The organism is Citrobacter sp. Cu096 (assembly GCF_030332285.1).
GTDB lineage: Bacteria > Pseudomonadota > Gammaproteobacteria > Enterobacterales > Enterobacteriaceae > Citrobacter > Citrobacter meridianamericanus.
This window is the reverse complement of record NZ_JAOWID010000022.1, coordinates 264,449-290,672: the sequence shown is the minus strand read 5'-3', so window position 1 is coordinate 290,672 and position 26,224 is coordinate 264,449. Positions and strand designations below refer to the sequence as shown.

General features: G+C 51.4%; 24 protein-coding genes. 16 read left to right on the top strand and 8 right to left on the bottom strand.

Going from position 1 to position 26,224, the window contains the following annotated elements; translation table 11 throughout:
* Positions 1-82: 82 nt before the first annotated feature.
* From OGX99_RS08095 to OGX99_RS08085, 3 genes are all read left to right on the top strand, one after another.
* Positions 83-724, top strand: a complete 642-nt coding sequence (locus tag OGX99_RS08095; RefSeq protein ID WP_003021513.1) for a hydrolase — start codon at positions 83-85, stop codon at positions 722-724.
* A gap of 173 nt (positions 725-897) precedes the next feature.
* Positions 898-1,443 (top strand): antibiotic biosynthesis monooxygenase, encoded by a 546-nt coding sequence (locus tag OGX99_RS08090; protein ID WP_286543147.1) that lies wholly within the window; start codon positions 898-900, stop codon positions 1,441-1,443.
* Between the two features lie 21 nt (positions 1,444-1,464).
* Positions 1,465-3,333 carry an amidohydrolase gene (locus OGX99_RS08085; RefSeq protein WP_210904710.1) on the top strand — a complete coding sequence of 623 codons (1,869 nt, stop codon included), beginning with the start codon at positions 1,465-1,467 and terminating at the stop codon, positions 3,331-3,333.
* A 407-nt stretch (positions 3,334-3,740) separates the two neighbouring features.
* Here OGX99_RS08085 and OGX99_RS08080 read toward each other — a convergent pair whose 3' ends face one another.
* The 4 genes from OGX99_RS08080 to acpH all read right to left on the bottom strand — a co-directional run bounded on the left by OGX99_RS08080 (position 3,741) and on the right by acpH (position 10,415).
* The gene (locus OGX99_RS08080; protein ID WP_286543145.1) at positions 3,741-7,643 is read right to left on the bottom strand and encodes an autotransporter outer membrane beta-barrel domain-containing protein; all 3,903 of its coding nucleotides are present in this window, start codon (positions 7,641-7,643) and stop codon (positions 3,741-3,743) included.
* A 73-nt stretch (positions 7,644-7,716) separates the two neighbouring features.
* Positions 7,717-8,442 carry a helix-turn-helix domain-containing protein gene (locus OGX99_RS08075; protein WP_210904712.1) on the bottom strand — a complete coding sequence of 242 codons (726 nt, stop codon included), beginning with the start codon at positions 8,440-8,442 and terminating at the stop codon, positions 7,717-7,719.
* A gap of 620 nt (positions 8,443-9,062) precedes the next feature.
* Positions 9,063-9,665 carry a peroxiredoxin C gene (locus tag OGX99_RS08070; protein WP_151224855.1) on the bottom strand — a complete coding sequence of 201 codons (603 nt, stop codon included), beginning with the start codon at positions 9,663-9,665 and terminating at the stop codon, positions 9,063-9,065.
* Between the two features lie 168 nt (positions 9,666-9,833).
* The gene (gene acpH / locus OGX99_RS08065) at positions 9,834-10,415 is read right to left on the bottom strand and encodes an ACP phosphodiesterase (protein ID WP_151224856.1); all 582 of its coding nucleotides are present in this window, start codon (positions 10,413-10,415) and stop codon (positions 9,834-9,836) included.
* Between the two features lie 90 nt (positions 10,416-10,505).
* Here acpH and queA point away from each other — a divergent pair, with 90 nt between their 5' ends.
* The 7 genes from queA to OGX99_RS08030 all read left to right on the top strand — a co-directional run bounded on the left by queA (position 10,506) and on the right by OGX99_RS08030 (position 17,220).
* Complete coding sequence (gene queA, locus OGX99_RS08060; RefSeq protein WP_151218609.1) at positions 10,506-11,576, top strand: tRNA preQ1(34) S-adenosylmethionine ribosyltransferase-isomerase QueA; 1,071 nt, start codon at positions 10,506-10,508, stop codon at positions 11,574-11,576.
* Positions 11,577-11,629: 53 nt separating this feature from the next.
* Entirely contained in the window at positions 11,630-12,757 is a 1,128-nt protein-coding gene (tgt, locus tag OGX99_RS08055) for a tRNA guanosine(34) transglycosylase Tgt (RefSeq protein WP_210904713.1), read from the top strand.
* Positions 12,758-12,779: 22 nt separating this feature from the next.
* Positions 12,780-13,112 (top strand): preprotein translocase subunit YajC, encoded by a 333-nt coding sequence (gene yajC, locus OGX99_RS08050; protein WP_003021544.1) that lies wholly within the window; start codon positions 12,780-12,782, stop codon positions 13,110-13,112.
* A 27-nt stretch (positions 13,113-13,139) separates the two neighbouring features.
* A complete protein-coding gene (gene secD / locus OGX99_RS08045; RefSeq protein ID WP_003021547.1) occupies positions 13,140-14,987 on the top strand; it encodes a protein translocase subunit SecD in 1,848 nt (615 codons plus the stop codon).
* A gap of 10 nt (positions 14,988-14,997) precedes the next feature.
* Positions 14,998-15,969, top strand: coding sequence for a protein translocase subunit SecF (gene secF / locus OGX99_RS08040; protein WP_038638190.1), 972 nt, complete (start codon positions 14,998-15,000; stop codon positions 15,967-15,969).
* Between the two features lie 169 nt (positions 15,970-16,138).
* Positions 16,139-16,504, top strand: coding sequence for a VOC family protein (locus OGX99_RS08035; RefSeq protein WP_151218610.1), 366 nt, complete (start codon positions 16,139-16,141; stop codon positions 16,502-16,504).
* A 23-nt stretch (positions 16,505-16,527) separates the two neighbouring features.
* On the top strand, positions 16,528-17,220 hold the full coding sequence (locus OGX99_RS08030) for a helix-turn-helix transcriptional regulator (RefSeq protein ID WP_210904714.1): 693 nt from the start codon (positions 16,528-16,530) through the stop codon (positions 17,218-17,220).
* Between the two features lie 46 nt (positions 17,221-17,266).
* On the opposite strand, the gene OGX99_RS08025 is transcribed toward OGX99_RS08030, so the two are convergent.
* Entirely contained in the window at positions 17,267-18,130 is an 864-nt protein-coding gene (locus OGX99_RS08025) for a nucleoside-specific channel-forming protein Tsx (RefSeq protein ID WP_003021561.1), read from the bottom strand.
* A gap of 298 nt (positions 18,131-18,428) precedes the next feature.
* Complete coding sequence (locus tag OGX99_RS08020) at positions 18,429-18,968, bottom strand: SadB/YajI family lipoprotein (RefSeq protein WP_286543142.1); 540 nt, start codon at positions 18,966-18,968, stop codon at positions 18,429-18,431.
* A gap of 154 nt (positions 18,969-19,122) precedes the next feature.
* Here OGX99_RS08020 and nrdR point away from each other — a divergent pair, with 154 nt between their 5' ends.
* From nrdR to pgpA, 6 genes are all read left to right on the top strand, one after another.
* Positions 19,123-19,572, top strand: a complete 450-nt coding sequence (nrdR, locus tag OGX99_RS08015) for a transcriptional regulator NrdR (RefSeq protein WP_016152032.1) — start codon at positions 19,123-19,125, stop codon at positions 19,570-19,572.
* 3 nt (positions 19,573-19,575) lie between these two features.
* A complete protein-coding gene (ribD, locus tag OGX99_RS08010) occupies positions 19,576-20,679 on the top strand; it encodes a bifunctional diaminohydroxyphosphoribosylaminopyrimidine deaminase/5-amino-6-(5-phosphoribosylamino)uracil reductase RibD (RefSeq protein WP_151218614.1) in 1,104 nt (367 codons plus the stop codon).
* Positions 20,680-20,769: 90 nt separating this feature from the next.
* Entirely contained in the window at positions 20,770-21,240 is a 471-nt protein-coding gene (ribH, locus tag OGX99_RS08005) for a 6,7-dimethyl-8-ribityllumazine synthase (RefSeq protein WP_003021575.1), read from the top strand.
* 19 nt (positions 21,241-21,259) lie between these two features.
* Complete coding sequence (nusB, locus tag OGX99_RS08000; protein ID WP_000801129.1) at positions 21,260-21,679, top strand: transcription antitermination factor NusB; 420 nt, start codon at positions 21,260-21,262, stop codon at positions 21,677-21,679.
* A 76-nt stretch (positions 21,680-21,755) separates the two neighbouring features.
* Positions 21,756-22,733 (top strand): thiamine-phosphate kinase, encoded by a 978-nt coding sequence (gene thiL / locus OGX99_RS07995; RefSeq protein ID WP_151224859.1) that lies wholly within the window; start codon positions 21,756-21,758, stop codon positions 22,731-22,733.
* On the top strand, positions 22,711-23,229 hold the full coding sequence (pgpA, locus tag OGX99_RS07990) for a phosphatidylglycerophosphatase A (RefSeq protein ID WP_061067419.1): 519 nt from the start codon (positions 22,711-22,713) through the stop codon (positions 23,227-23,229). Before thiL ends, pgpA begins: the two co-directional genes overlap by 23 nt.
* A gap of 83 nt (positions 23,230-23,312) precedes the next feature.
* On the opposite strand, the gene yajO is transcribed toward pgpA, so the two are convergent.
* Complete coding sequence (yajO, locus tag OGX99_RS07985; RefSeq protein WP_210904717.1) at positions 23,313-24,287, bottom strand: aldo/keto reductase; 975 nt, start codon at positions 24,285-24,287, stop codon at positions 23,313-23,315.
* A gap of 56 nt (positions 24,288-24,343) precedes the next feature.
* The gene (gene dxs, locus OGX99_RS07980; RefSeq protein WP_252837941.1) at positions 24,344-26,206 is read right to left on the bottom strand and encodes a 1-deoxy-D-xylulose-5-phosphate synthase; all 1,863 of its coding nucleotides are present in this window, start codon (positions 26,204-26,206) and stop codon (positions 24,344-24,346) included.
* Positions 26,207-26,224 lie beyond the last annotated feature (18 nt).

Below are 26,224 nucleotides of genomic sequence, written 5' to 3'. Positions count from 1 at the left end.
ACAAGCTTTCTGATTCAGGATCCTGCTGCTGACGGCAGAAACAGACCGTTGCCTTTTAACTTATTGATTAAGAAGGTGTGCTATGTCTATTCGGGAACTGATTGACCCACAAAACTCTACGCTAATTTTTATTGATCATCAGCCGCAAATGTCATTTGGTGTGGCGAATATCGATCGCCAGACATTGAAAAATAATACCGTCGCATTAGCGAAAGCCGGGAAAATATTCAATGTTCCAGTGATTTATACTTCTGTGGAAACAAAAAGTTTTAGCGGATATATCTGGCCAGAATTATTAGCGGTACATCCTGATGTGAAACCGATTGAACGCACCTCGATGAACTCCTGGGAAGATGCGGCGTTTGTGAAGGCCGTAGAAGCGACCGGGCGTAAAAAACTGATTATCTCCGCGCTGTGGACCGAAGTGTGTCTGACTTTCCCGGCGCTGATGGCGCTGGAAGCGGGCTATGAAGTGTATGTGGTAACAGATACTTCAGGCGGCACGTCGGTGGATGCCCATGAGCGTTCCATTGACCGCATGGTACAGGCGGGTGCCGTACCCGTGACCTGGCAACAGGTACTTCTTGAGTATCAGCGCGACTGGTCCCGTAAAGAAACCTACGACGCTGTCATGGATCTGGTGCGCGAGCACAGCGGTGCCTACGGGATGGGCGTGGATTACGCCTATACCATGGTGCATGGCGCGCCGGAACGTAAAGCCTGAATACACTTCATCCTTCATGCTGCATCTTTGTTGGCTTCGCTTGCGTACCCCGGTCGCTTACTGATGTAAGCTCCCGGGGATCCACAACCTTGCCGCCTCGATGCACCATGAATGATTTTGTGTATTGCTTTCCTGGCCTAAGCGGTCTGTTTCCTCTCAACAAGGAACCCTTCATGGCGCAGAACAAACATGTGACGTTGGTGATTACCCACACCCTGCTGCCTGAGCAGGCACAGCGATATGAGCAATGGCTGGGGAAAATTATGCCAGTGGCGGCCGAGTTTCCCGGTCATCTCGGGGCGAATGTGATTCGCCCTGTGGATGGCGACAACCTGTGGAATATCATTATTCGTTTCGACACGCTTGAGCATCTTTATAACTGGACCCAGTCCGATACGCGCCGTGGGCTGGTAGAAGAGATTGCTCCGATGCTGGCGGAAGGTGATAAAACCGAAATTCGTACCGAAGCCGCGTTCTGGTTTACTCCGCCCGCGCCCCATGTACGTCAGCCGAGACGCTGGAAACAGTTTCTGATAACCCTGCTGGTGATTTTTCCCAGCACCAATCTGGTGCCGTGGTTGACCGGCATTGTGTTGCCTGCATTGAAGGGTTCGTTACTCCTGCATCTGATCAATGATGCCTGTGTGGTTGCGTTGGTGGTCTGGTTCTGGATGCCCATCGTAACCCGTCTGTTTGCCGGATGGCTGAAAAAAGTCTGACCGGTTTCTCAGGAGATTGTTATGTCGCAAACTGCCACACTGATTCTGACTCACGGAAAAATTCATACGCTCGAAAGACAAAACCCGCAGGTCGAGGCGGTGGCGATCGCCAACGGTAAGATTCTGGCGACCGGTAGCCATGATCGGATCATGAGCTTTGCCACCGAAGGGACGCAGATTGTCGATCTGCAGGGGCATACGGTGATCCCCGGTCTGAACGATTCACACCTGCACCTGATTCGCGGCGGTCTGAATTACAATCTGGAATTACGTTGGGAAGGCGTGCCGTCACTGGCGGACGCGCTACGTATGCTCAAAGAGCAGGCGGACAGAACGCCGTCGCCGCAATGGGTACGCGTGGTGGGCGGCTGGAGTGAATTTCAGTTTGCCGAACGGCGCATGCCAACCCTCGAAGAACTCAATGAAGCGGCCCCGGATACCCCGGTTTTTGTTCTGCATCTCTATGACAGAGCGCTGCTGAACCGCGCCGCGCTGAAAGCCGTCGGCTACACCAAAGCAACGCCGGAACCGATGGGCGGCGAGATTGTACGTGACAGCAACGGCAACCCGACCGGCATGCTGATTGCCAAACCCAACGCCATGATCCTCTATTCGACGCTGGCAAAAGGACCAAAACTGCCGCTGGAAATGCAGGTTAACTCGACCCGCCAGTTTATGCGAGAGCTGAACCGTTTGGGACTGACCAGCGCCATTGACGCGGGCGGTGGCTTCCAGAACTATCCGGAAGATTACGAGATAATTGAACAGTTACATGCCAACAAGCAGATGACGGTGCGTATTGCCTACAACCTGTTTACCCAGCGTCCTAAGCAGGAGCTGGAAGACTTTGAACGCTGGACCGACATGCTCAAGCCTGGGCAGGGGACTGACTTTTACCGTGCCAATGGGGCAGGGGAAATGCTGGTCTTCTCGGCTGCGGATTTTGAAGACTTCCTCCAGCCGCGCCCGGATCTGCCGGAGGGTATGGAAGATGAACTGGAGCGCGTGGTTCGTCACCTGGTGGAGCACCGCTGGCCGTTCCGCCTGCATGCCACCTACGATGAATCCATCAGCCGTATGCTGGACGTGTTTGAGAAGGTAAATCGCGATATCCCGTTCAATGGCCTGCACTGGTTTTTCGATCACGCCGAAACGATTACTGAACGGAATATCGAGCGCGTTAAAGCGCTGGGTGGCGGGATTGCGGTTCAGCACCGAATGGCATTCCAGGGGGAATACTTTGTCGATCGTTATGGCAAAGATGCGGTCAAACATACACCGCCAGTGGCAAAAATGCTGGCGGCTGAAGTTCCGGTCGGGCTGGGAACTGACGCCACCCGCGTGGCCAGCTACAACCCGTGGACCGCGCTCTATTGGCTGGTTTCGGGTCGTACTGTTGGCGGAATGGCGATGTACGATGATAACAACCGCCTGCCGCGCGACGTGGCGCTGGAACTGTGGACGGCTGGCAGCGCCTGGTTCTCCAGCGAGCAGGGTAAGAAAGGGCGCATCGAGAAAGATCAATTGGCCGACCTGGTGGTGCTGTCCAAAGACTACTTCAGCGTGCCGGAAGAAGAGATCAAAGGTATTGAGTCAGTGATGACCATTGTCGATGGCAACGTGGTGTATGCGGCCGGGCACTTCACCCCACTTGCACCGCCGGCCATCCCGGTTGTGCCGGACTGGTCGCCGGTAGTGAAGGTGCCGGGGCACTATCGCGCAGCGCCGCCTGGTGCGGCAAAAATTGGCGCCATAGTGCAGATGCACCAGTGCTGCGGTAGCTGCGGCGTACACGGTCATCAGCATGATATTGCGCGTCAATCAGGCATTCCGGTGTCGGATGACCGGGCTTTCTGGGGCGCGCTTGGCTGTTCCTGTTTCGCGTTTTAATCTCTCATTGCAGTCCCTGCCCAGGGGCTGTGCAGTGTGGTGCAAGCGTCTGTGACTCAGGCTAATGCCGTCGTGCCAACGGCTGTAGAAGTGCTAACCGGTTAAACGTGTTATACAGAAGTAAGAAGCGGGGGATAAATTAAATAATCCGTAATAATTAATAATCAGCGGTGAATCATATAAATTATCATCGAGCCTACCGAAACAATACCATAATAAAAAGCCCAGTTCCCATAGCCTAAACAAAGCGAAGTGATGGTGCAACTTATTGTGGCAAGTGTCAGTATGAAGAAAATGGCTTGCATCACTTTGTGATATCTAAACATAAATATTTTCTCCTGTACGTCATTCTTGAAAAGAAATACTCGCCTCCCGATTTGAGGAGGGCGAGTATTTTTTAAATCACATCAGAAGTTATAATTAAATACGGCCATTGCCCCCTGACCTGTCTGGTGTTCAGATGCGTCGAGGTTGTAGTTGATACCGAAACTTACATTTCCTTTCTGCGCCTTCACACCGAGTTGTCCTGAGAACGAAGTATCATCAACAATCGTTGAAGACAGTGTATCGGATGCGTTAATACCGTAGGTACGAATATGCGTTTTCGCGTTGGTGTCGCCAGTAACCGGAATGACCGACAGATCGGCTTGCGGGCTAACTGCCCAGCCAGAATCAAGCGAGTATGTGGTGCTTAAACGCACGCCAACCGGGAATTGCCAGAGGTTCTGCTTCTGCTCAGCGGTATCAAACAGCTTCTCTCCGGACTGGGTAGTAGTATCAAAACGTTCAGTTTTGAGTTGTACATAGCGTACACCGGCGTGTGGAACGATATCGATAGAGGACAGGTTGTACAGGTATTCACCCGTAATTCCCGCAGTCAGCATTTCGGAATCAATATCCGCTTTTAACTTACTGCCCATATCCACCCAAGCCGGAAGATTCTGCTCAACGTCATTACTGTTCCTGGACAATCCTAAATCAACGGTCACGCTGAAATTATTATTTGTCCAGTTTTCATAAAACGTTGCACCCCAAAAATCAACATCATTTTTGGTATATTGCAGATCTCCTTTGGACGATGATTTACCGGTTCCGGAATGGAATGCTAAACCGCTGCGCAAATTACCCAGAGAGGTTTGATGAGTGATATCTGCGCCAATCATTAAACCAAAGTAATTAACATTATTGCCGGTTTCCAGTGCGCCAGTTTTAAAACCACTGTTACTGTCGTGGCCATACAGTGTGCTGGCCCAGAAATTCAGACCTTCAGCTCCTGCGTCAGGTTGGAGTTTGCTGTTAAGCACTGAGTTACGATCGTTGATCGCTTTGGTGGCAGACAACCCTGTGGACAGGGTAGTGTTCTGCACACCTCCGGCCACAGCCAACTGCGCTGCACTGTTAATGGTTTTCACGATATCCTGCGTAGAGACGTAAGGATTATCTATCGCACGTGACAGGAAACGAACGCCGGCAGACTGACTTTGCGTGTCATTGATTCCCTGGCTCATCATAGTATCCAGCGTTTGCGTCAGTGCGACGCCAGGTAACGCGTCAGCAGAGGATTTAGCCTCCGTGGTGACCTGCAATTGTCCGCTGTCTACATCCCAGTGACGTGTTGCAGATAGCAGTCGGTTGGTCAGTAAATTTTCACCATTCCATCCCTTTTCCGATACACCTGTTTGAGTGGAATCATCGATAGGACCTGGTGAACCACCGTTAAAACCGTCGACAATATAATAGGTCTGACTGGCTTTGGCGTCGGCAATGTAAAGGCTGGCGCTGTCGCTAACGTTGAGCGTTCCATTTTCAGCTGTGAGCGCATACTGCCCGCCGGCAATGGTTTTGCCATTCACCATTAACAGTGAATTATCGGCAAAAGTAGCCGTATTGGCATTTGCGCTGGGGGCTGAGGTCTGTGAACCATCCACAACCAGACTACCATGGTCTTTATCCAGCAATTGCGGGGCATTAATGGCTAATGCGGCGGTAATCCCGTCAGCAGACCATTGCAGACCCGTTTTGGCAAACTGTGTTTCAGCCCACTCGGTCGTTGCCTCACCCAGGACCAGTAAGGCGTTTTGCCCGGCAGTGAGCTTGCCGTCAATTTTGTCATCGATAAATTGCAGCGCAGCTTTGGAAGCCTGACTGATGGTGCTATTGGTTTGCCATTGCGGATCAAGGAACAGAGATGCCCCGTTCAGGCTTACGTTCTGTGCGAGCAGATGTCCCGCAGCGCCCTGATCTGCGGTAGTGCCCACATTGATAGTCGTACCTGAGTCGGCGTTGAGTGCAGCGGTTTGCAATACACCATTGACCTGCATATTGGCGTCTTTCATATCAATTTTAGACGCTTGTAACGCCGCGCTGTCTGCAATGGTAATGGCGCTGTTTTTGTTTGCTAAAATTTCTCCGGAAACGCTGTATTTGCCACCAGCGACCTGTAAATTCCCATTGTCCAGGTTTACGGTGGCATTCAACGAACCTGTGGCTCCGGACAGAGAAGCATGACCCAACTGCAATGTACCCTCTTTGACATTAACACTGACACTGGCGTCTTCCCCTGCGGAAACAAGGCTGGTGTTGTCTTTACCAGCTACATCACCGGTTAAGGTCAGCGTTTTGTTGCCTTTCACAGTGACACTGGCGGTGTTGCTTTCACTGGCAGCCAACACAAGGTTTTTTACGCCAACACTGTTTGAGCTGCCGTCTTGATCTTCACTGTTTTTTTCACCACCAATAACGATGTCGCTTTTTGTTGATTCGACAGTAACACCGGCAAGCACGGTGTTTTCACCCACAGCACCAACCGTGTCAAAATCTACACTACCAGCAGGACCAGTACCATCAGCAGACACCACGTTGCCCAGCATAATAAGTTTGGCATTGTCCACCAGACCATTAACAGATTTTACATAATCGAGGTTAAATAGCGCATCAGAGAGCGCTAATGTGCCATCGTTGAAAGATACCTGCTGGCCTGTGGTGTTCAGGCCGGTGGCAGAAGTATTAAGACCGTTACTACCCAGACCATCAGTAAATATTTGCGCTGAGCTGGTTTGCAAAGTTCCATTATCGATGGTTAACGAAGCGTCGCTGCTCAAAGAGATATAATCTGCCTGTAGCGTGGAATTACCTGCTACGGTGAGTGCGCCATTGCCCGTTATATTAACATCAGCAATGATGTGATTCCCCGTCAGATTGAGTGCTGACCCTACGTTTGTGTCATTCAGACCATTGAGGATGGTACTTTTACCCAGCACGTTTAACACCGTAAAATCGACAAATTTACTGCCGTCTAATTCAGTGACTTCTTGGCCTAACTCAAGAGTGGAATTGGTTTTGTTGCCGGTGATTTTATTAACATTGCTGGTTGCAACATTATCGCCCAGAGACACCTGGGCTTGATTGCTCTTGCTGACGTTGATGTCGCCGAGTACTTTCGAGTTGTCATTAATACTGACAATACTTGTGCCCTTACCGGTGACAATATTACCGGTGAGTGTTGTTTGCTTTGTCAGTTCAATATTGACATCTTCAGAATATCCGGCTTGTACAGAACCGAAAATGTTACTTTCAGAAGCAGTAATGTTAACGGAGTCAGATCCGCCGGTAAAAATACCTGCTTTCCAGGTTTCTGAGCCTAACTGACTGTTATCAATATCGACAATTACATCGCCTGTGTCACCGAGATCGACATAAATACCATATCCGCCATCACCATTTTGATTTGCCACCCAGTTTTTGTTCTTTGCCACCCCATTTTTAAGGGCATTATCATAGTTGGTATCCATCTGAGCGCCGTTAAGCTGAGCGTCCTTTAAGTTGATGGCTATATTAGTGTCGGTGCCAGACCCTCCTGATTCGATAAAATCAACGGTGGCCTTGGTCAGATTGAGGGTAGACTGATTACCAGCAAGATCGGTTTTGCTAAAATTAATGTAGTATCCGCTCAGGTCAAGATCAGTAACATTTACTGTTCGACTTAGAAGGTCGTGATGTGGAGGGTTAAAATAGATATTACCTTTATTACTGGCGGAATCGAGAGAGGCTTCCTCCTGGGTGTTACTAAAGTTCCAGGCATAAATTCCTTTAACGGCAGTATCACCGGCGCCAGAGTTAGGCTCCAACAAACTCCAGTTAAGCCCACTCACCATACCAGAGCCTTCATCAGAAGCTGTAGCAGTACCTGATATTGCGAGTAGTATAGAGACGACTAATATCTTTTTTGAGAAAGAAACGCTTTTTTGCGACATAAATAAATCCTTATATTTGCTAACACATGGCACTTCTATAAAATAGGGGTGAAACAATAGAAACCGCATCGTGATTGATAGCGATTTTTTATTTTGGAATTTAAATGAGCTCTATATACGCGACATACTATTATTTATGCGCGGCTTTCTTGTCGGGTTTTTTCCAGTTTGTTGGTCCTGCATTTACCGTCAGTGAGTGAATGAAATCTCTGCTGCAATGGCGTATACCTAAAGCTTGCATCATCATCCAGCGATAGTGGTACATCACTTTTTCACTTCTTTTCAATTGTTTTGCAGTTTCCCGAAGTGAAATGCCTCTGGCTAACCAATCCAGCGTAATTGTTCGTGTGCGTGATGAAGGTATCACTTCTGATAACCTTCTTCTGATCCACCTTTCAAGTGAACCTAATACCACCTGCGGAGGAACGCTTGCACAAAAAACTCTGAGCCGAGGATATGCAGCTGAGAATATTGGTGACGTAAGATGCTCAGCAATGCCTATATTGGGATATCCAGATATTAAAGCATCATATTCCTTTAGCAATATCCCACCAAAATACTCAGCAACCATACGATCTGAGTAGAGAAAATAATGCTGAGTACAAATCATTTGTGCTTGAGGAAAACTTTTACGGAGAGCCAGGATTAATGCCACATATCTTCCTGGTGGGACATCCAGGATGATTATATGTGGTGGCGGTCCGGTATATTCGCACAACTCACTGATGGTGAGTTGTGGCAATGAAATATAGTTATCAGGAGTTTTTTTACCGCTGATTAAATTTTGTAATGCAGCCGCATGCGTCCAGTCTGCGGAATAAATAAAAAACCGCGTGCATTTATCTTTACTGCTCATGCATATCTCTCCCTAATCTGCAAGAAAAACACTGTTAACAATGTGGTTTCCTGGAGAAATCCTAATCTGCTGATAAATTGATGTGTAATGATTAAAATCGATCGATAAGATCTGTTTTTTTAATTGAATTTGTAGAATGATAAGTAAAAAGTGTTAATATTTGTTGGAATAATTAGCACAGTTAATAAATTTATAACTTATTTATAAGCGCTATGATTAACATGGGTTTTTTATAGCGTGCTATTTTGAAAAGAAAGAGGAATGCCTTATATAACAATGGGATAAGAATTAAAATGCAATGTGTGTGGCGGCATTATTCAGATGTGAAGACATTAAATATATTTATTGCATGTTGGTTAAATTTAGCGAGTTCACTCTTCCTTTATTGCTCTTTGTCTTAAAAATTCAGATATCATCTTAAAATTGTTAGGAAAATTCTTAGAGAAAAATATGTTGATGCGTTAAGGATGTTTATCCAGAGATAGGACAAAAAAACGGTTATGACGTCATTTACTTACTTCAAAATGAGCGGAGAGGTATAAGGAGAAAGGGATGACTGGAGACTAATAACCAGATGTAAAAAAGGCCCGCATTTGCGGGCCTCTTACGATTCATGCCATTTACAGGCTGGAAACGTTCTCGGTCAGGTATTTTGCTACGCCGTCCGGAGACGCGTTCATACCTTCTTTACCTTTTTCCCACTGTGCCGGACATACGTCGCCGTGCTCTTCGTGGAACTGCAGCGCGTCAACCATGCGCAGCATTTCGTCGATGTTACGACCCAGCGGCAGATCGTTAACCACCTGGTGGCGAACAACGCCGTTAGCGTCGATCAGGAAAGAACCGCGCAGAGCAACACCTGCTTCAGGATGCTCAATGCCGTAGGCTTTCTGGATTTCGCGTTTGATGTCAGCAACCATTGCGTATTTCACTTCACCAATGCCGCCTTTTTCGACAGGGGTGTTACGCCATGCGTTGTGTACAAATTCAGAGTCGAAGGAAACGCCAACAACTTCAACGCCGCGCTTCTGGAATTCTTCGTAACGTTTGTCGAATGCGATCAGTTCAGACGGGCAAACGAAGGTGAAGTCCATCGGCCAGAAGAACAGAACGGTAGTTTTACCGTTGGTATGCTGCTTGAAGTTGAAGTTTTCAACGATCTCACCGCTACCCAGTACCGCAGCTGCTGTGAAATCCGGAGCCTGACGAGTTACCAGTACCATATAATTCTCCTGCAATGTTAAGGGGTTTTTGGAACGCAACGCGGGCCAGTATAGAGAGTGTTCGGGAATAAGACAAAGAGGCGCTGGCAATCAATGAGACAGGTTTTGTCTATCAATCTTTTGCCGGATAGCGGCTGCTGCTTATCCGGTGCATGATGCGGGCTATAATCAAAGGGATTTACGTCGCGCCTGTCCCATCATTTGGGGATAAAACTGCCAGAAACGTTCTTCTAACGCATCGTAGTGCGTATCGAGGTCATACCATGAGTCGCGCAGGGCATCGAGCCGCGGGCGGCGGCTGGCCATGCCGTTCAGGACGTTCTGGATAAAATCCATATTCCGATAGCGCTCGAGCCATTTCTCCGACCAGATGTAGTTGTTCAGATTGATAAAGCGCGGCGGCGATTCCGGTAAAATAGGGGTCACCTGGGCGCGGGCATAGCGTACAAAGTCCGTCAGCGGGAAGTCGGGGGAGATTTCCGACCAATGGCGCGACAGAAAATGATCCCACATGACGTCCAGCGTAATCGGTGCGACGCGGCGCGTTTCGCTGCGAAACCACTCTTTGGCTTCACGCACCTGTGGCAGGTTATCGGTCATCACGTCGATACGACGGTGCATAAAGATGCCCTCCACCACGTCGGGCGAATAGTGCGTTTGGGGATTACCCCGGACAAAATCCGCCAGTAGATTACCGGAAAGCGAGCTGTCGGCGAGGTGAGCCAGATGCAAATGTGCAAGAAAATTCATAGTTAAATGTTTATCCAGAGGGGTAAAGGTTGCAGGGAGAACGCCCCGGCACTAGACTACCCGCCTCTTATTTTAGTCTGAGTCAGTGTCATGCGCGTTACCGATTTCACCTTTGAACTACCCGAATCCCTGATTGCCCACTATCCGCAGGCTGAACGCAGTAGCTGCCGCTTGCTGTCTTTGGACGGGCCGACGGGCGCGCTGACGCACGGTACTTTCACCGATTTGCTCGATAAGCTCAACCCTGGCGATTTGCTGGTTTTTAATAACACCCGCGTTATTCCGGCGCGTCTGTTTGGGCGTAAAGCCAGCGGCGGCAAGATTGAAGTACTGGTCGAGCGTATGCTGGATGACAAACGGATTCTGGCGCATATTCGCGCCTCTAAAGCGCCGAAGCCGGGTGCCGAGCTGCTGCTGGGCGATGACGAAAGCATTAAAGCAACGATGGTGGCGCGCCATGACGCGTTGTTTGAAGTCGAGTTTGATGACGAGCGTAGCGTGCTGGATATCCTCAACGCGATTGGCCATATGCCGCTGCCGCCATATATCGACCGTCCGGATGAAGACGCTGACCGCGAGCTGTACCAGACCGTGTATAGCGAAAAACCAGGGGCTGTCGCCGCGCCGACCGCCGGTCTGCATTTTGACGAACCACTGTTGGCAAAACTGCGTGATAAAGGTATCGAGATGGCGTTCGTTACGCTGCACGTGGGGGCGGGTACCTTCCAGCCGGTGCGCGTAGATACCATCGAAGATCACATTATGCACTCCGAGTATGCGGAAGTGCCACAGGATGTGGTTGATGCTGTGCTGGCGGCGAAAGCACGCGGCAACCGCGTGATTGCGGTAGGTACCACCTCCGTACGTTCACTGGAAAGCGCGGCGCAGGCGGCCAAAAATGACCTTATCGAGCCGTTCTTCGGTGATACGCAAATATTCATTTATCCAGGCTATAAATATCAGGTGATTGATGCCCTGGTAACCAACTTTCACCTGCCGGAATCGACACTGATTATGCTGGTTTCCGCATTTGCTGGTTATAAAAACACCATGCACGCCTATCATGAAGCGGTAAAAGCGGAATATCGCTTTTTTAGTTACGGTGATGCCATGTTTATCACGTACAATCCGCAGGCTATTTCTGAGCGCGTTGGGGAATAAATCCGCGATGCGAGTGTTTAACGTCGGACTGTTTTTCTGACGCAGGAGTTAAAATGAGATTTGAACTGGACACCACAGACGGTCGCGCCCGCCGCGGCCGCCTGGTTTTTGATCGTGGCGTAGTGGAAACGCCTGCTTTTATGCCGGTCGGTACTTATGGCACCGTGAAAGGCATGACGCCGGAAGAAGTTGAAGCGACCGGCGCACAGATCATCCTCGGTAACACCTTCCACCTCTGGCTGCGCCCGGGTCAGGAAATCATGAAGCTGCACGGCGATCTGCACGATTTCATGCAGTGGAAAGGACCGATCCTCACCGATTCCGGCGGCTTCCAGGTATTCAGCCTGGGCGACATCCGTAAGATAACCGAGCAGGGCGTGCATTTCCGTAATCCGATCAACGGCGATCCGATCTTCCTCGATCCTGAGAAGTCTATGGAGATTCAATACGATCTCGGTTCCGATATCGTGATGATCTTCGACGAATGTACACCGTATCCGGCCGACTGGGACTATGCTAAACGATCGATGGAGATGTCTTTGCGTTGGGCGAAGCGCAGTCGCGACCGTTTTGATAGCCTCGGCAACAAAAATGCGCTTTTTGGCATCATTCAGGGCAGCGTTTACGAAGATTTACGTGATATCTCCGTCAAAGGTCTGGTAGATATCGGCTTTGATGGCTACGCTGTCGGCGGTTTGGCTGTTGGTGAACCGAAGGAAGATATGCACCGCATTCTGGAGCATGTTTGCCCGCAGATTCCGGCTGATAAACCGCGTTACCTGATGGGCGTTGGTAAACCAGAAGATCTGGTTGAAGGCGTGCGTCGTGGTATCGATATGTTTGACTGCGTGATGCCAACGCGAAATGCCCGTAATGGTCATTTGTTTGTGACTGACGGCGTGGTAAAAATTCGTAACGCGAAACATAAAAGCGACACCAGTCCGCTCGATGCTGAGTGTGATTGCTACACCTGTCGCAATTATTCGCGCGCATACTTGCATCATCTTGACCGTTGCAACGAAATATTGGGCGCGCGACTCAACACGATTCATAACCTTCGCTACTACCAGCGTTTGATGGCGGGTTTACGCAAGGCTATTGAAGAGGGTAAATTAGAGAGCTTCGTGACCGATTTTTACCAACGTCAGGGTAGACCAGTTCCACCTGTGAACGTTGATTAATTTTAATAATGAGGGAATTTGAATGAGCTTTTTTATTTCTGATGCGGTAGCGGCAACAGGTGCTCCGGCGCAGGGCAGCCCGATGTCTCTGATTCTGATGCTGGTGGTGTTTGGTCTGATTTTCTATTTCATGATCCTGCGCCCGCAGCAAAAGCGTACCAAAGAACACAAAAATCTGATGAACTCCATTGCGAAAGGCGATGAAGTGCTGACTAACGGTGGTCTGGTGGGTCGCGTGACCAAAGTAGCAGAATCCGGCTACATCGCTATCGCGCTGAACGACACCACTGAAGTGGTTATTAAACGTGATTTCGTAGCTGCCGTTCTGCCGAAAGGCACCATGAAGGCGCTGTAATTTATTGTTTTCCCAAAGGGAACTGCCGTGTTAAACCGTTATCCTTTGTGGAAGTATGTCATGCTGATCGTCGTGATTGTCGTCGGTCTGCTCTATGCGCTTCCCAACCTGTATGGTGAGGATCCGGCTGTTCAAATCACTGGCGTGCGCGGTGCCGCCGCCAGTGAGCAAACGCTGATCCAGGTCCAGAAAACGTTACAAGAAGATAAAATCACACCTAAGTCTGTGGCTCTGGAAGAGGGTGCTATTCTCGCGCGCTTCGACTCCACTGATACCCAACTGCGCGCTCGTGAAGTGTTAATGGGCGTATTGGGTGATCAATACGTCGTGGCGCTTAACCTTGCTCCGGCAACCCCGCGTTGGCTGGCAGCCATTCACGCAGAACCGATGAAACTCGGTCTTGATCTGCGTGGCGGCGTTCACTTCCTGATGGAAGTGGATATGGACACCGCGCTGAGTAAGTTGCAGGAACAAAATATTGATAGCCTGCGCAGCGATCTGCGTGAAAAAGGCATTCCTTATACTACCGTTCGCAAAGAAGATAACTACGGTCTGAGCATCACTTTTCGTGATAGCAGCGCCCGTGATGAAGCTATCTCTTACCTGAGCAAGCGTCACCAGGATTTGGTTATTTCTAGCCAGGGCAGCAATGCACTGCGTGCGGTGATGACCGATGCGCGCCTGAGCGAAGCCCGTGAATACGCGGTACAGCAGAACATCAACATTCTGCGTAATCGTGTTAACCAACTGGGTGTTGCTGAGCCGGTTGTACAACGTCAGGGTGCTGACCGCATTGTGGTCGAACTGCCGGGTATTCAGGATACCGCGCGGGCGAAAGAAATTCTGGGCGCTACCGCGACGCTGGAATTCCGTCTGGTAAACACCAACGTTGACCAGTCTGCTGCGGCATCCGGGCGTGTACCGGGTGATTCGGAAGTGAAACAGTCTCGTGAAGGTCAGCCGGTTGTGCTTTACAAACGCGTGATCCTGACCGGTGACCATATCACCGATTCCACTTCCAGCCAGGACGAATACAATCAGCCGCAGGTTAACATCTCGCTGGATAGCGCGGGTGGTAACATCATGTCCAACTTCACCAAGGACAACATCGGTAAGCCGATGGCGACCCTGTTCGTGGAGTACAAAGACAGCGGTAAGAAAGATGCCAACGGTCGCGCCGTGCTGGTGAAACAGGAAGAGGTGATTAACATCGCCAACATCCAGTCTCGTCTGGGCAACAGCTTCCGTATTACCGGTATCAACAACCCGAATGAGGCGCGTCAGCTTTCTCTGCTGTTACGTGCCGGTGCGTTGATTGCGCCGATTCAGATTGTGGAAGAACGTACCATCGGCCCAACCCTGGGTATGCAGAACATTAAACAGGGTCTGGAAGCGTGTCTGGCTGGTCTGGTGGTGTCTATCCTGTTCATGATCTTCTTCTATAAGAAGTTCGGTCTGATCGCCACGAGTGCGCTTATTGCGAACCTGGTACTGATTGTCGGTATTATGTCGCTGCTGCCGGGCGCTACGCTGAGTATGCCGGGGATTGCGGGGATCGTCTTAACCCTTGCTGTCGCGGTCGATGCGAACGTACTGATCAACGAACGTATCAAAGAAGAGTTGAGTAACGGGCGTTCGGTGCAGCAGGCCATCAATGAAGGTTATGCGGGCGCATTTAGCTCCATCTTTGATGCGAACATTACGACGCTGATCAAGGTCATTATCCTGTACGCAGTTGGCACCGGGGCAATTAAAGGGTTCGCGATTACTACCGGTATTGGGGTAGCGACGTCGATGTTTACCGCAATTGTCGGTACACGTGCCATCGTAAACCTGTTGTATGGCGGCAAGCGCGTCAAAAAGCTGTCAATCTGAGGAGTGCGAAGTGGCACAGGAATATACTGTTGAACAATTGAACCACGGCCGTAAAGTCTGGGACTTTATGCGCTGGGACTACTGGGCTTTCGGCATTTCAGGTTTTCTGCTGATCGCGGCCATTGTGATTATGGGCGTGCGCGGCTTTAACTGGGGTCTCGATTTCACCGGTGGTACGGTCATTGAAATCACGCTGGAAAAACCAGCGGAAATGGACGTGATGCGCGATGCGCTGGAGAAAGCGGGCTTTGTTGACCCGCTGCTGCAGAACTTCGGCAGCAGCCACGACATTATGGTGCGTATGCCGCCAACCGAAGGCGCAGACGGTGGTCAGGTGCTGGGTAGCAAAGTGTTGAGTGTGATTAACGAATCCACCAACCAAAACGCGGCGGTGAAGCGAATTGAATTCGTGGGGCCGAGTGTGGGTGCAGACCTGGCGCAAACGGGTGCGATGGCGTTGATGGCGGCGCTGATCTCCATCCTGGTGTACGTCGGTTTCCGCTTTGAGTGGCGACTGGCGGCAGGGGTAGTTATCGCGCTGGCGCATGACGTAATCATTACACTTGGGATCCTGTCGTTGTTCCATATCGAGATTGACCTGACTATCGTTGCATCGCTGATGTCAGTAATCGGTTACTCGCTGAACGACAGTATCGTTGTATCTGACCGTATTCGTGAAAACTTCCGCAAAATTCGTCGCGGTACGCCTTACGAAATCTTTAACGTGTCATTGACTCAGACGCTGCACCGTACGTTGATTACGTCCGGTACGACGTTGATGGTTATTCTGATGCTGTTCCTGTTCGGTGGTCCGGTACTGGAAGGCTTCTCGTTGACGATGCTGATCGGTGTTTCCATCGGTACTGCATCTTCTATCTACGTGGCATCGGCGCTGGCGCTGAAGCTGGGTATGAAGCGTGAGCACATGCTGCAGCAGAAGGTTGAGAAAGAAGGGGCGGATCAACCGTCGATTCTGCCTTAACCCATCAAGAGTGGAAATACTGGAATCCCGATCGTAAGGTCGGGATTTTTTTTGCCTGTGATTTAGCGGCAGACCATTATTGGTTTCGGTCGCCACACTACTGACAGTATGCTGTCAGTAGCACTGTCTTATAGTCCTTCTGACACTACTCACACAGGCAGGAGGAAGTATGAACAACGTCATTAACTGGTTTGAAATTCCCGTGGCAGAAATGGATCGTGCCATTGCATTTTATGAGCCCGTGATGCAGGTTTCTTTGCGTCGGGAAAATATGGACTGCGCCGAGCTGGCCGTATTCCCGCATCAGGATCCTGCTCCTGGTGGGGCGCTGGCTAAATTTGACGGCATTACGCCTTCAGCGCAGGGCGCTATTATTTACCTGCATACGGACGATTTGGCTGCAACGCTTGAGCGTGTCGCCACCGCTGGCGGCCACTGCGTGTTTGGCCCGCTCGAACTGGGGCAAGACATTGGCACGATTGCGCTGTTTACTGACAGCGAAGGCAATCGCGTTGGTTTACATCAACCCGCGTAATTTTTTCAGCACTGAGGATTAATATGTCCAGACGCGCCGACCGCTTGTTTCAGATTGTACAAATCCTGCGTGGCAGGCGAGTGACAACGGCGGCGCTGCTGGCAGAACGTCTGGAGGTATCTGAACGGACGATTTATCGCGATATCCGCGATCTCTCTTTATCCGGCGTGCCCATTGAAGGTGAAGTGGGCAGTGGATACCGCCTAATGGCAGGGTTTGATTTGCCGCCGTTAATGTTAACGCAACACGAATCAGAAGCGTTGATGGTGGCTATTCGGCTGCTGAAAACATGGGGTGGGGATTCACTCTCACAGGCGCTGGAGTCTGCGCAGGAAAAAGTGCTGGCGATATTGCCGTCAGAGAGTCGGCGCAGGGCCGAGCAAACACGGATTTTCGCACCTGATTTTGGTAATCAGCCGCATTCACGCAGTGCGTTCGATCTCATTCATCGCGCGGTTTCGGCGCAGCAGACACTAGCGCTGCATTATCGCGATGAGGTCGGGAATCTTTCCTGGCGCGATGTTCAGCCGCTGGGACTATTTTTCTGGGGTGAGCACTGGCTGCTCGTTGCCTGGTGTGAAAAACGTGACGATTATCGCTGCTTTCGCGTTGATCGATGTCTGAAGATCACGCCACTCGACAGGTACTTTCGCGAATCAGCGGATCGCTCGCTAAGTGACTTTTTACGTAAAGTACGCTGTGAAGACCAGCCATAAAAAAGCCAGCGGTTAAGCTGGCTTGTCTGCGGACAGATTGGCTGAATTAGAAGTTGTAACCTACAACCAGGTAACCACCCCAACCGGTAGATTTCGCGCTGAAATCGCCTTCGCCCCAGTTCAAAGTGTCGCCACCTTTCCACTGACCGCCGTTATGGAAGTAACGCGCCACTACGGAGTAGTGCCAGTGATCGTAGTTCAGCGCCAGAACGTGGCTGGAAGCGATAGAGTTGCTGGTGCGGTTCGGATCGTCACCCAAATCTGAGCCCCAGTCGAAGTTGGTGAAGCCGATGTAAGTTAACTGACCGCCCCATACCTGAGTGATCGGCACAAAGTATTTCACTTTGAAACGGTAGCCATCCCACTCGTTTTCGTTGGATGCGCCATAGTTCTGCCACTGGTATTTAGCATACACGTTCAGAGACAGGCCCATCGGCAGACCGGTATCGATATCGGTACCCAGACCCATATACCAGGTGCTCTGGCGACTGGCTTTGTTATCACCCATATCGTAGATGTAGTTGTTGGCGAAATACCATTCTTTGAACGGACCAAAGCTCAGGTCAGCGCCGGTCAGTTTGTCGATGGAGAAACGCGGTTCGATTTCCATAAACAGCGGAGAACCGTCAGACCAGATGCCTTTATCGTTGCCGTTACCCCAGTCGAAGGTTTTAGGAATATCGATGTAGCCATAGAAGTCAAACCAGTCTTTTTTGGCAAACGCTTCATATTCCAGATACACGTCGTTGTTCAGTTTCGGGGAGAAACGGGTGTGGTAGCTGCCCACCACGTTGACGCTTTGGTGCCACCAGTCGGACAGATATTGCGGTTTGTCATTTTCTGCTGCGTTGGCAGTAAAAGACGAGGAGAGCGCCAGCACTGCACCGGCTGCAAGTAATGTTTTTTTCATATGTATGCCACTGTTTGAAATCCCTTTCGGGAGTGAAAAATGCGCAATTTGCGTTTCTAAATATTTCGTAATTCTTCGGTGCCTATTATAAAAATCATTGTTCACAAAAATATGTCTTGTTTCACAGTTCTATCATTTACGTAATCGATTGCGTTCACGTTTGCGTACTTTAGGCGGCGAATTGTACTGGCTCTCATCAATGTTGCCAAGTTTTACCAGAAATATCGGTTATGTCAGAGGAGTAACAAAATAGACGGGAGTGATGTTGCGGAACGCACAAAACGTTCCGCAAAAAAGTTTATTGACTAACAGGTTGAACGTCGTGGATGCGAACAAAACCTAACTGTTCGCGAGTGAGACCATTTATCTGCAGCGGAATGTCGACGTCGCTGGGGGCAAGAATACTTGCCGGGGCGTTGACCAATTGGTTGTGAACGTTCACTTCCTGATAGTTGTCCGTGGTACCCTGAATTTGCCCGTATTCGACGGTGGCGCTAAAGGCGGGTAAAGGCGTGTTGGATTCACTCTGAATCCGCAGCGTCAGGCGCGTTCCGTCGGCGTTCGGCGCAATATTTATCAGCGACATGCGTAACGTGCCTATCTGGCTGTCCAGTCGGGCAGGGGTTTTGGAACCTGGCAGCAGATAGACGCCGCTGGTCGATTTTGCGTTCAACATATTTTGCTGGGTAATTTTTACCGTTTCCTGATTGAGCTGCGTCATCTCTTTATTCAACGTGCTAACGCTTTGATGCATCTGGCGTACTTCACTTTGCTGCGCGCAGGCGCTAAGACTAAAGAGACTTCCCACCAGGAGAATTCTTAGGTAACGTCTTGTCATTGTGATCACTTCCTTTATTGTCGCGATAGCATAATGGTAGTGCGCACTGAGCGCGAAGGCATCGATCCTTTGTCTCAAAAGCGCTGCGCCTTTGTTGTCACGCCAGTTCAGGGTAAAATAGATTTCTGTTAACCACTGAGGTACAGGACGCCGTATGCATTGCCCATTCTGTTTCGCCGTAGACACTAAGGTAATTGACTCTCGTCTTGTCGGCGAGGGCTCCTCAGTACGCCGCCGTCGGCAGTGTCTGGTCTGTAACGAACGTTTCACCACTTTTGAAGTGGCTGAACTTGTCATGCCGCGCGTTGTGAAAAGCAACGATGTGCGTGAACCTTTTAATGAAGATAAGCTGCGCAGCGGCATGCTCAGAGCGCTTGAGAAACGCCCGGTCAGTTCTGATGACGTCGAAATGGCGTTGAACCATATCAAATCACAACTGCGTGCCACTGGCGAGCGTGAGGTGCCGAGCAAGATGATTGGCAACCTGGTGATGGAGCAGTTGAAAAAACTCGATAAAGTCGCCTATATCCGCTTTGCCTCGGTGTACCGTAGTTTCGAAGATATCAAAGAATTTGGCGAAGAGATTGCTCGCCTACAGGACTAAGCCATGCAGGATGAATTGTACATGGCGCGCGCGCTGAAGCTTGCTGCGCGCGGACGTTTTACCACTCACCCCAATCCCAACGTGGGCTGCGTGATTGTTAAAGATGGGCAGATCGTCGGTGAAGGGTATCATCACCGCGCGGGCGAACCGCATGCCGAAGTCCATGCCTTGCGGATGGCGGGAGCAAAAGCGCAAGGGGCAACGGCCTATGTCACGCTTGAACCCTGTAGTCATCATGGGCGTACGCCGCCGTGCTGCGAGGCGCTGATTGCCGCAGGCGTGTCACGTGTGGTTGCCGCGATGCAGGATCCCAATCCGCAGGTAGCAGGTCGTGGGCTCTATCGTTTGCAGCAGGCTGGCATTGACGTCAGCCACGGGCTAATGATGAGCGAGGTTGAGCAGCTTAATAAGGGCTTCCTGAAGCGTATGCGTACGGGATTCCCCTATGTGCAGCTTAAGCTTGGTGCCTCGCTTGATGGACGTACGGCGATGGCCAGCGGTGAAAGCCAGTGGATAACCTCGCCGCAGGCGCGTCGCGATGTGCAACGTTTACGAGCGCAAAGCCATGCTATTTTAACCAGCAGCGCTACGGTATTAGCCGACGACCCTCAGCTTACTGTGCGTTGGTCGGAGCTTGGAGAGTCTACCCAGGCCAGTTACCCGCAGGAAAATCTGCGCCAGCCGATCCGCATTGTTCTTGATAGCCAGAATCAGGTCACGCCGGAGCATCGAATTGTGCAACAGCCAGGAGAAACCTGGATTGCCCGGACTAAAGACGACCCTCGCAGTTGGCCGGAGACGGTGCGTAGCCTGAAAGTGCCGGAACATAACGGGCATCTGGATCTGGTGGTGCTGATGATGCAACTGGGTAAGCAGCAAATTAACAGCATTTGGGTTGAAGCTGGCCCAACGCTGGCGGGCGCGTTACTACAGGCCGGTTTGGTTGATGAGCTAATCGTGTATGTTGCGCCTAAACTGTTAGGCAGCGATGCGCGAGGATTATGTGTGCTTCCAGGCCTTGAGAAACTGGCCGACGCCCCCCATTTCAAATTCAATGAGATACGCCAGGTGGGCCCGGACGTTTGCCTGCATTTAACGACTGCGTGAGGCTTTCTGATTTAGAGGAAGCAGCGCACAGAATATTATGATAAAATCCGCCCCCCTTACGGGGCTATAAATCGAACCCGAAGGAAGAATATGAACATTATTGAAGCTAACGTTGCTACCCCGGACGCTCGCGTCGCCATCACCATTGCGCGTTTCAACAACTTTATCAATGACAGCCTGCTGGAAGGTGCGATCGACGCCCTGAAACGTATTGGTCAGGTTAAAGATGAAAACATTACCGTTGTTTGGGTTCCTGGTGCCTATGAGCTGCCGCTGGCGGCTGACGCTCTGGCGAAAACCGGTAAATACGACGCGGTGATTGCGCTCGGTACGGTGATCCGTGGCGGTACCGCGCACTTCGAATATGTGGCTGGCGGTGCAAGCAATGGCCTGGCGCATGTCGCTCAGGACAGCGGCATTCCGGTAGCCTTCGGTGTTCTGACCACCGAAAGTATTGAACAAGCCATCGAACGTGCTGGCACTAAAGCCGGTAACAAAGGCGCAGAAGCTGCACTGACTGCGCTTGAAATGATTAATGTATTGAAAGCCATCAAGGCCTGATTTTTGTAAGGGGAAATCCGTGAAACCTGCTGCTCGTCGCCGCGCCCGTGAGTGTGCCGTCCAGGCGCTCTACTCCTGGCAGTTGTCCCAGAACGACATCGCTGATGTTGAATATCAGTTCCTGGCGGAACAGGACGTAAAAGATGTCGACGTTCTGTATTTCCGTGAACTGCTGTCCGGGGTGGCGACTAACAGCGCGTACCTGGATGGCTTAATGAAGCCTTACCTGTCTCGCCTGTTGGAAGAGCTGGGTCAGGTAGAAAAAGCCGTGCTGCGTATTGCGCTGTTTGAACTGTCTAAGCGTAGCGATGTGCCATACAAAGTGGCCATCAACGAAGCGATTGAACTGGCGAAAACCTTCGGCGCTGAAGACAGCCACAAATTCGTGAATGGTGTACTGGATAAAGCAGCACCTGTGATTCGCCCCAACAAAAAGTAATTCCGAGGCCGGTCGGATGGTGGAACGTGTTTCCACTATCCCCGGCTTTTTCTTTTTTTCTGCTGAGGCATAACGTATGGCATGTGGCGAATTTTCCCTGATTGCCCGTTATTTTGACCGCGTAAGAACCTCTCGTCTTGATGTCGAAACCGGTATTGGCGACGATTGCGCACTCTTGAATATCCCTGAAAAACAGACGCTGGCGATCAGTACCGATACGCTGGTGGCTGGCAACCACTTCCTCCCTGACATTGATCCCACCGATCTCGCCTGGAAAGCGCTGGCGGTGAATTTGAGCGATCTGGCGGCGATGGGGGCGGACCCTGCATGGCTGACGTTAGCGCTCACGTTACCTGAAGTCGATGAAGCCTGGCTTGAAGCCTTCAGCGATGGCCTGTTTGAACTGCTTAATTACTATGATATGCAGCTGATTGGCGGTGACACCACGCGTGGGCCACTGGCGATGACGCTGGGTATCCATGGCTACGTTCCTGTCGGACGGGCCTTAAAACGCTCCGGAGCGAAACCGGGAGACTGGATTTATGTGACTGGCACACCGGGCGACAGCGCGGCGGGGCTGGCGATTTTACAGAATCGGTTGCAGGTTGGAGATGCAAAAGACGCAGACTATCTGCTTAAACGTCATCTGCGGCCAACGCCGCGCATCTTGCAGGGTCAAGCCCTGCGCGATCTTGCCAGTGCGGCTATCGATATTTCTGACGGCCTGATCTCCGATCTCGGGCACATTATTAATGCCAGCGGCTGCGGCGCGCGGGTTAACGTTGATGCGCTGCCTTACTCTCCGGCATTTGCCCAACACGTGGAATCGGAACAAGCGCTGCGCTGGGCGCTCTCGGGTGGTGAAGATTATGAGTTATGCTTTACTGTACCGGAAATTAACCGTGGCGCGCTGGACGTCGCGCTGGGGAATCTCGGCGCATCGTTTACCTGTATCGGGCAGATGAGCGCGGATGTGGAAGGTATTCACTTTACGCGCGACGGAAAACCCGTCACGTTCGACTGGAAAGGATATGACCATTTTGCCGCGCCTTAAAAAAGATGTCGCCAAAAGTCGCCTGAGCATGCGCAACCCGTGGCATCTGTTGGCCACCGGTTTTGGCAGTGGGCTGAGTCCAATTGTTCCTGGCACGATGGGATCGCTGGCGGCGATCCCATTTTGGTATTTAATGACGTTTTTGCCGTGGCAACTGTATTCACTGGTGGTCATGTTGTCTATCTGTATTGGCGTTTATCTGTGCCATCAAACGGCGAAAGATATGGGCGTGCACGATCACGGCAGCATTGTCTGGGACGAGTTTGTCGGGATGTGGATAACCCTGATGGCGCTTCCGACCAATGACTGGCGGTGGGTTGCTGCGGGTTTTGTGATTTTCCGTATTCTGGATATGTGGAAACCGTGGCCGATCCGCTGGTTCGATCGCAACGTGCATGGCGGAACGGGGATCATGATCGATGATATTGTGGCCGGGATACTTTCTGCTGGGATTCTCTATTTTATCGGCCATCACTGGCCGGTAGGTATCATTTAAATGCTTTTGCCGGATGGCCGCGTAAATGCCTCATTCGGCCTACAAACGGCCCGATAAGCGCAGCGCTATCGGGCATTGCCAGATTATTTAAATCCTACCACCGGATGTTGTTTGTACGGCGTCTCCAGCTCGGCGATCTGCTCCGGCTTCAGTGTTAAATCCACCGCATTAAGCAATTCATCCAGCTGTTCCTCACGAGACGTACCGATAATCGGTGCGGCCACACCGGGTTTGCTCAGCAGCCAGGCCAGTGCGACCTGTGCCCGCGTGACGCCTAATTCCTCACTGATACCGGCGAGCCGTGCGGCAATTTGTGCATCGTTTTCATCGCTCTCGTTGTACAAATTTTTACCGACTTCATCAGAAACCAGACGTGCAGTGGTTTCTCCCCAGGGGCGTGTCAGGCGACCACGCGCCAGTGGACTCCATGGGATCACCGCAACGCCTTCCTGATAGCAAAGCGGCAGCATTTCGCGTTCTTCTTCGCGATAAATCAGGTTGTAGTGATCCTGCATGCTTACGAACTGCGCCCAGCCGTGTTGTTTCTGTAAGGCCAGCGCCTGAGCAAACTGCGAAGCGTGCATGGATGAGGCGCCGATATAGCGCGCTTTACCGGCTTTAACAACGTCGTTCAGAGCTTCCAGCGTTTCTTCGATTGGCGTGTTGTAATCCCAACGGTGAATTTGCAGGATGTCGACATAGTCCATACCCAGACGTCTGAGGCTGTCATCGATCGAGCGCAGGATTTGTGCGCGGGATAATCCTTCTGCTAAATCATCAACCTGGTGAAAAACCTTGGTGGCGACCACGACATCTTCGCGGCGGGTGAAATCACGCAGCGCGCGACCGAGAATCTCTTCGCTACTGCCAGCGGAGTAACTGTTGGCGGTATCGAAAAAGTTAATGCCACCCTCAAGGGCGTGTTTGATTATCGGGCGGCTGCTTTCTTCAGGTAGCGTCCAGGCGTGATTGCCGCGATGGGGTTCGCCAAACGTCATGCAGCCCAGGCAAAGGCGGGAGACACGAAGGTCGGTTTTTCCTAAGGTGTTGTATTTCATCAATCCACTCCTGCTTAGCTCGTGATGGGTTAAGCATAGCAGGAGCGGAGAGGGGATTATGCCAGCCAGGCCTTGATTTTGGTCTCAATGCCAGCGGCATCAAGACCCAGATCGGCGCGAGCCTCCTCCTGAGTCCCCTGCGGGATGAAGAAATCAGGCAGGCCAATGTTCAGTACCGGAACGGGCTTGCGATGAGCCATCAGCACTTCGTTTACGCCGCTGCCAGCACCGCCCATAATGGCGTTCTCTTCAATGGTGACCAGCACTTCGTGTTGAACTGCCATTTCCAGGATCAGCGTTTCATCCAGCGGTTTCACAAAGCGCATATCCACCAGCGTGGCGTTCAGCGACTCGGCGACCTGAGCGGCTTCCGGCATCAGGGTACCGAAGTTGAGAATCGCGACTTTCTCTCCGTGACGTTTCACTATACCTTTCCCGATAGGCAGCTGTTCCAGCGGCGCCAGCTCAACGCCCACCGCGTTACCGCGCGGATAGCGCACTACCGTTGGACCATCGTTATAGTGATAGCCAGTGAACAGCATCTGGCGACATTCGTTCTCATCGCTTGGGGTCATAATGACCATTTCCGGGATGCAGCGCAGGAAGGAGAGATCGAACGCCCCCTGGTGGGTTTGTCCATCTGCACCAACGATACCCGCCCGGTCAACGGCGAACAGGACTGGCAGTTTCTGAATGGCGACATCATGCAGCACCTGATCGTAAGCGCGTTGCAGGAAGGTAGAGTAAATAGCCACGACCGGCTTATAGCCGCCAATCGCCAGACCGGCAGCAAACGTCACCGCGTGCTGCTCAGCAATTGCCACATCGAAGTAGCGGTCCGGGAACTTACGTGAGAATTCCACCATGCCGGAACCTTCGCGCATCGCCGGGGTGATCGCCATCAGCTTATTGTCTTTCGCCGCGGTCTCGCACAGCCAGTCACCGAAGATTTTTGAATAGCTTGGCAGGCCGCCGCTACTTTTCGGCAGGCATCCGCTGGACGGATCGAATTTGGGTACCGCGTGGAAGGTAATTGGATCTTTTTCCGCTGGCTCGTAGCCACGACCTTTTTTGGTCATGATGTGCAGGAACTGTGGACCTTTCAGATCGCGCATGTTCTTCAGCGTAGTGATAAGCCCCAGCACGTCGTGACCATCCACCGGGCCGATATAGTTAAAGCCCAGCTCTTCAAACAGCGTACCCGGAACAACCATGCCTTTGATGTGTTCTTCGGTACGTTTGAGCAGCTCTTTAATCGGCGGTACGCCGGAGAACACTTTCTTTCCGCCTTCGCGCAGCGAAGAGTAAAGTTTGCCGGAGAGCAATTGCGCCAGGTGGTTATTCAGCGCGCCGACGTTTTCTGAGATCGACATTTCGTTGTCGTTCAGAATAACCAACATGTCGGGCTTAATATCGCCCGCGTGGTTCATCGCTTCAAACGCCATGCCAGCGGTGATGGCGCCGTCGCCAATCACGCAGACGGTACGACGTTCTTTGCCTTCTTTCTCGGCGGCAACCGCAATACCGATGCCAGCGCTGATAGAGGTCGAGGAGTGTCCGACGCTCAGTACGTCATACTCGCTCTCACCGCGCCACGGGAACGGATGCAAACCGCCTTTTTGGCGAATCGTACCGATTTTATCGCGACGGCCGGTCAGAATTTTGTGTGGGTAAGCCTGATGCCCCACATCCCAGATTAACTGGTCAAACGGGGTGTTGTAGACGTAGTGCAGCGCGACGGTGAGTTCCACCGTGCCCAGACCAGAGGCGAAGTGCCCGCTGGAACGGCTTACGCTGTCGAGCAAATAGCGGCGCAGTTCGTCGCAAAGCTTTGGCAGGCTCTCTTTTGGCAGCAGGCGTAACTCCTGGGTGGAGTCGACCAGCGCCAGGGTCGGGTATTTGGCTATATCAAAACTCATCGCAAGCTCATGGGATAT

Bases quoted from the DNA above. Each gene is read 5' to 3' on its own strand.
- ribH (WP_003021575.1), top strand. From the start codon at position 20,770: ATGAACATTATTGAAGCTAACGTTGCTACCCCGGACGCTCGCGTCGCC.
- OGX99_RS08085 (WP_210904710.1), top strand. From the start codon at position 1,465: ATGTCGCAAACTGCCACACTGATTCTGACTCACGGAAAAATTCATACG.
- ribD (WP_151218614.1), top strand. From the start codon at position 19,576: ATGCAGGATGAATTGTACATGGCGCGCGCGCTGAAGCTTGCTGCGCGC.
- pgpA (WP_061067419.1), top strand. From the start codon at position 22,711: ATGACCATTTTGCCGCGCCTTAAAAAAGATGTCGCCAAAAGTCGCCTG.
- OGX99_RS08020 (WP_286543142.1), bottom strand. From the start codon at position 18,968: ATGACAAGACGTTACCTAAGAATTCTCCTGGTGGGAAGTCTCTTTAGT.
- OGX99_RS08070 (WP_151224855.1), bottom strand. From the start codon at position 9,665: ATGGTACTGGTAACTCGTCAGGCTCCGGATTTCACAGCAGCTGCGGTA.
- OGX99_RS08035 (WP_151218610.1), top strand. From the start codon at position 16,139: ATGAACAACGTCATTAACTGGTTTGAAATTCCCGTGGCAGAAATGGAT.
- dxs (WP_252837941.1), bottom strand. From the start codon at position 26,206: ATGAGTTTTGATATAGCCAAATACCCGACCCTGGCGCTGGTCGACTCC.
- OGX99_RS08090 (WP_286543147.1), top strand. From the start codon at position 898: ATGGCGCAGAACAAACATGTGACGTTGGTGATTACCCACACCCTGCTG.
- queA (WP_151218609.1), top strand. From the start codon at position 10,506: ATGCGCGTTACCGATTTCACCTTTGAACTACCCGAATCCCTGATTGCC.
- acpH (WP_151224856.1), bottom strand. From the start codon at position 10,415: ATGAATTTTCTTGCACATTTGCATCTGGCTCACCTCGCCGACAGCTCG.
- OGX99_RS08075 (WP_210904712.1), bottom strand. From the start codon at position 8,442: ATGAGCAGTAAAGATAAATGCACGCGGTTTTTTATTTATTCCGCAGAC.
- yajO (WP_210904717.1), bottom strand. From the start codon at position 24,287: ATGAAATACAACACCTTAGGAAAAACCGACCTTCGTGTCTCCCGCCTT.
- OGX99_RS08030 (WP_210904714.1), top strand. From the start codon at position 16,528: ATGTCCAGACGCGCCGACCGCTTGTTTCAGATTGTACAAATCCTGCGT.
- thiL (WP_151224859.1), top strand. From the start codon at position 21,756: ATGGCATGTGGCGAATTTTCCCTGATTGCCCGTTATTTTGACCGCGTA.
- OGX99_RS08095 (WP_003021513.1), top strand. From the start codon at position 83: ATGTCTATTCGGGAACTGATTGACCCACAAAACTCTACGCTAATTTTT.
- nrdR (WP_016152032.1), top strand. From the start codon at position 19,123: ATGCATTGCCCATTCTGTTTCGCCGTAGACACTAAGGTAATTGACTCT.
- OGX99_RS08025 (WP_003021561.1), bottom strand. From the start codon at position 18,130: ATGAAAAAAACATTACTTGCAGCCGGTGCAGTGCTGGCGCTCTCCTCG.
- yajC (WP_003021544.1), top strand. From the start codon at position 12,780: ATGAGCTTTTTTATTTCTGATGCGGTAGCGGCAACAGGTGCTCCGGCG.
- tgt (WP_210904713.1), top strand. From the start codon at position 11,630: ATGAGATTTGAACTGGACACCACAGACGGTCGCGCCCGCCGCGGCCGC.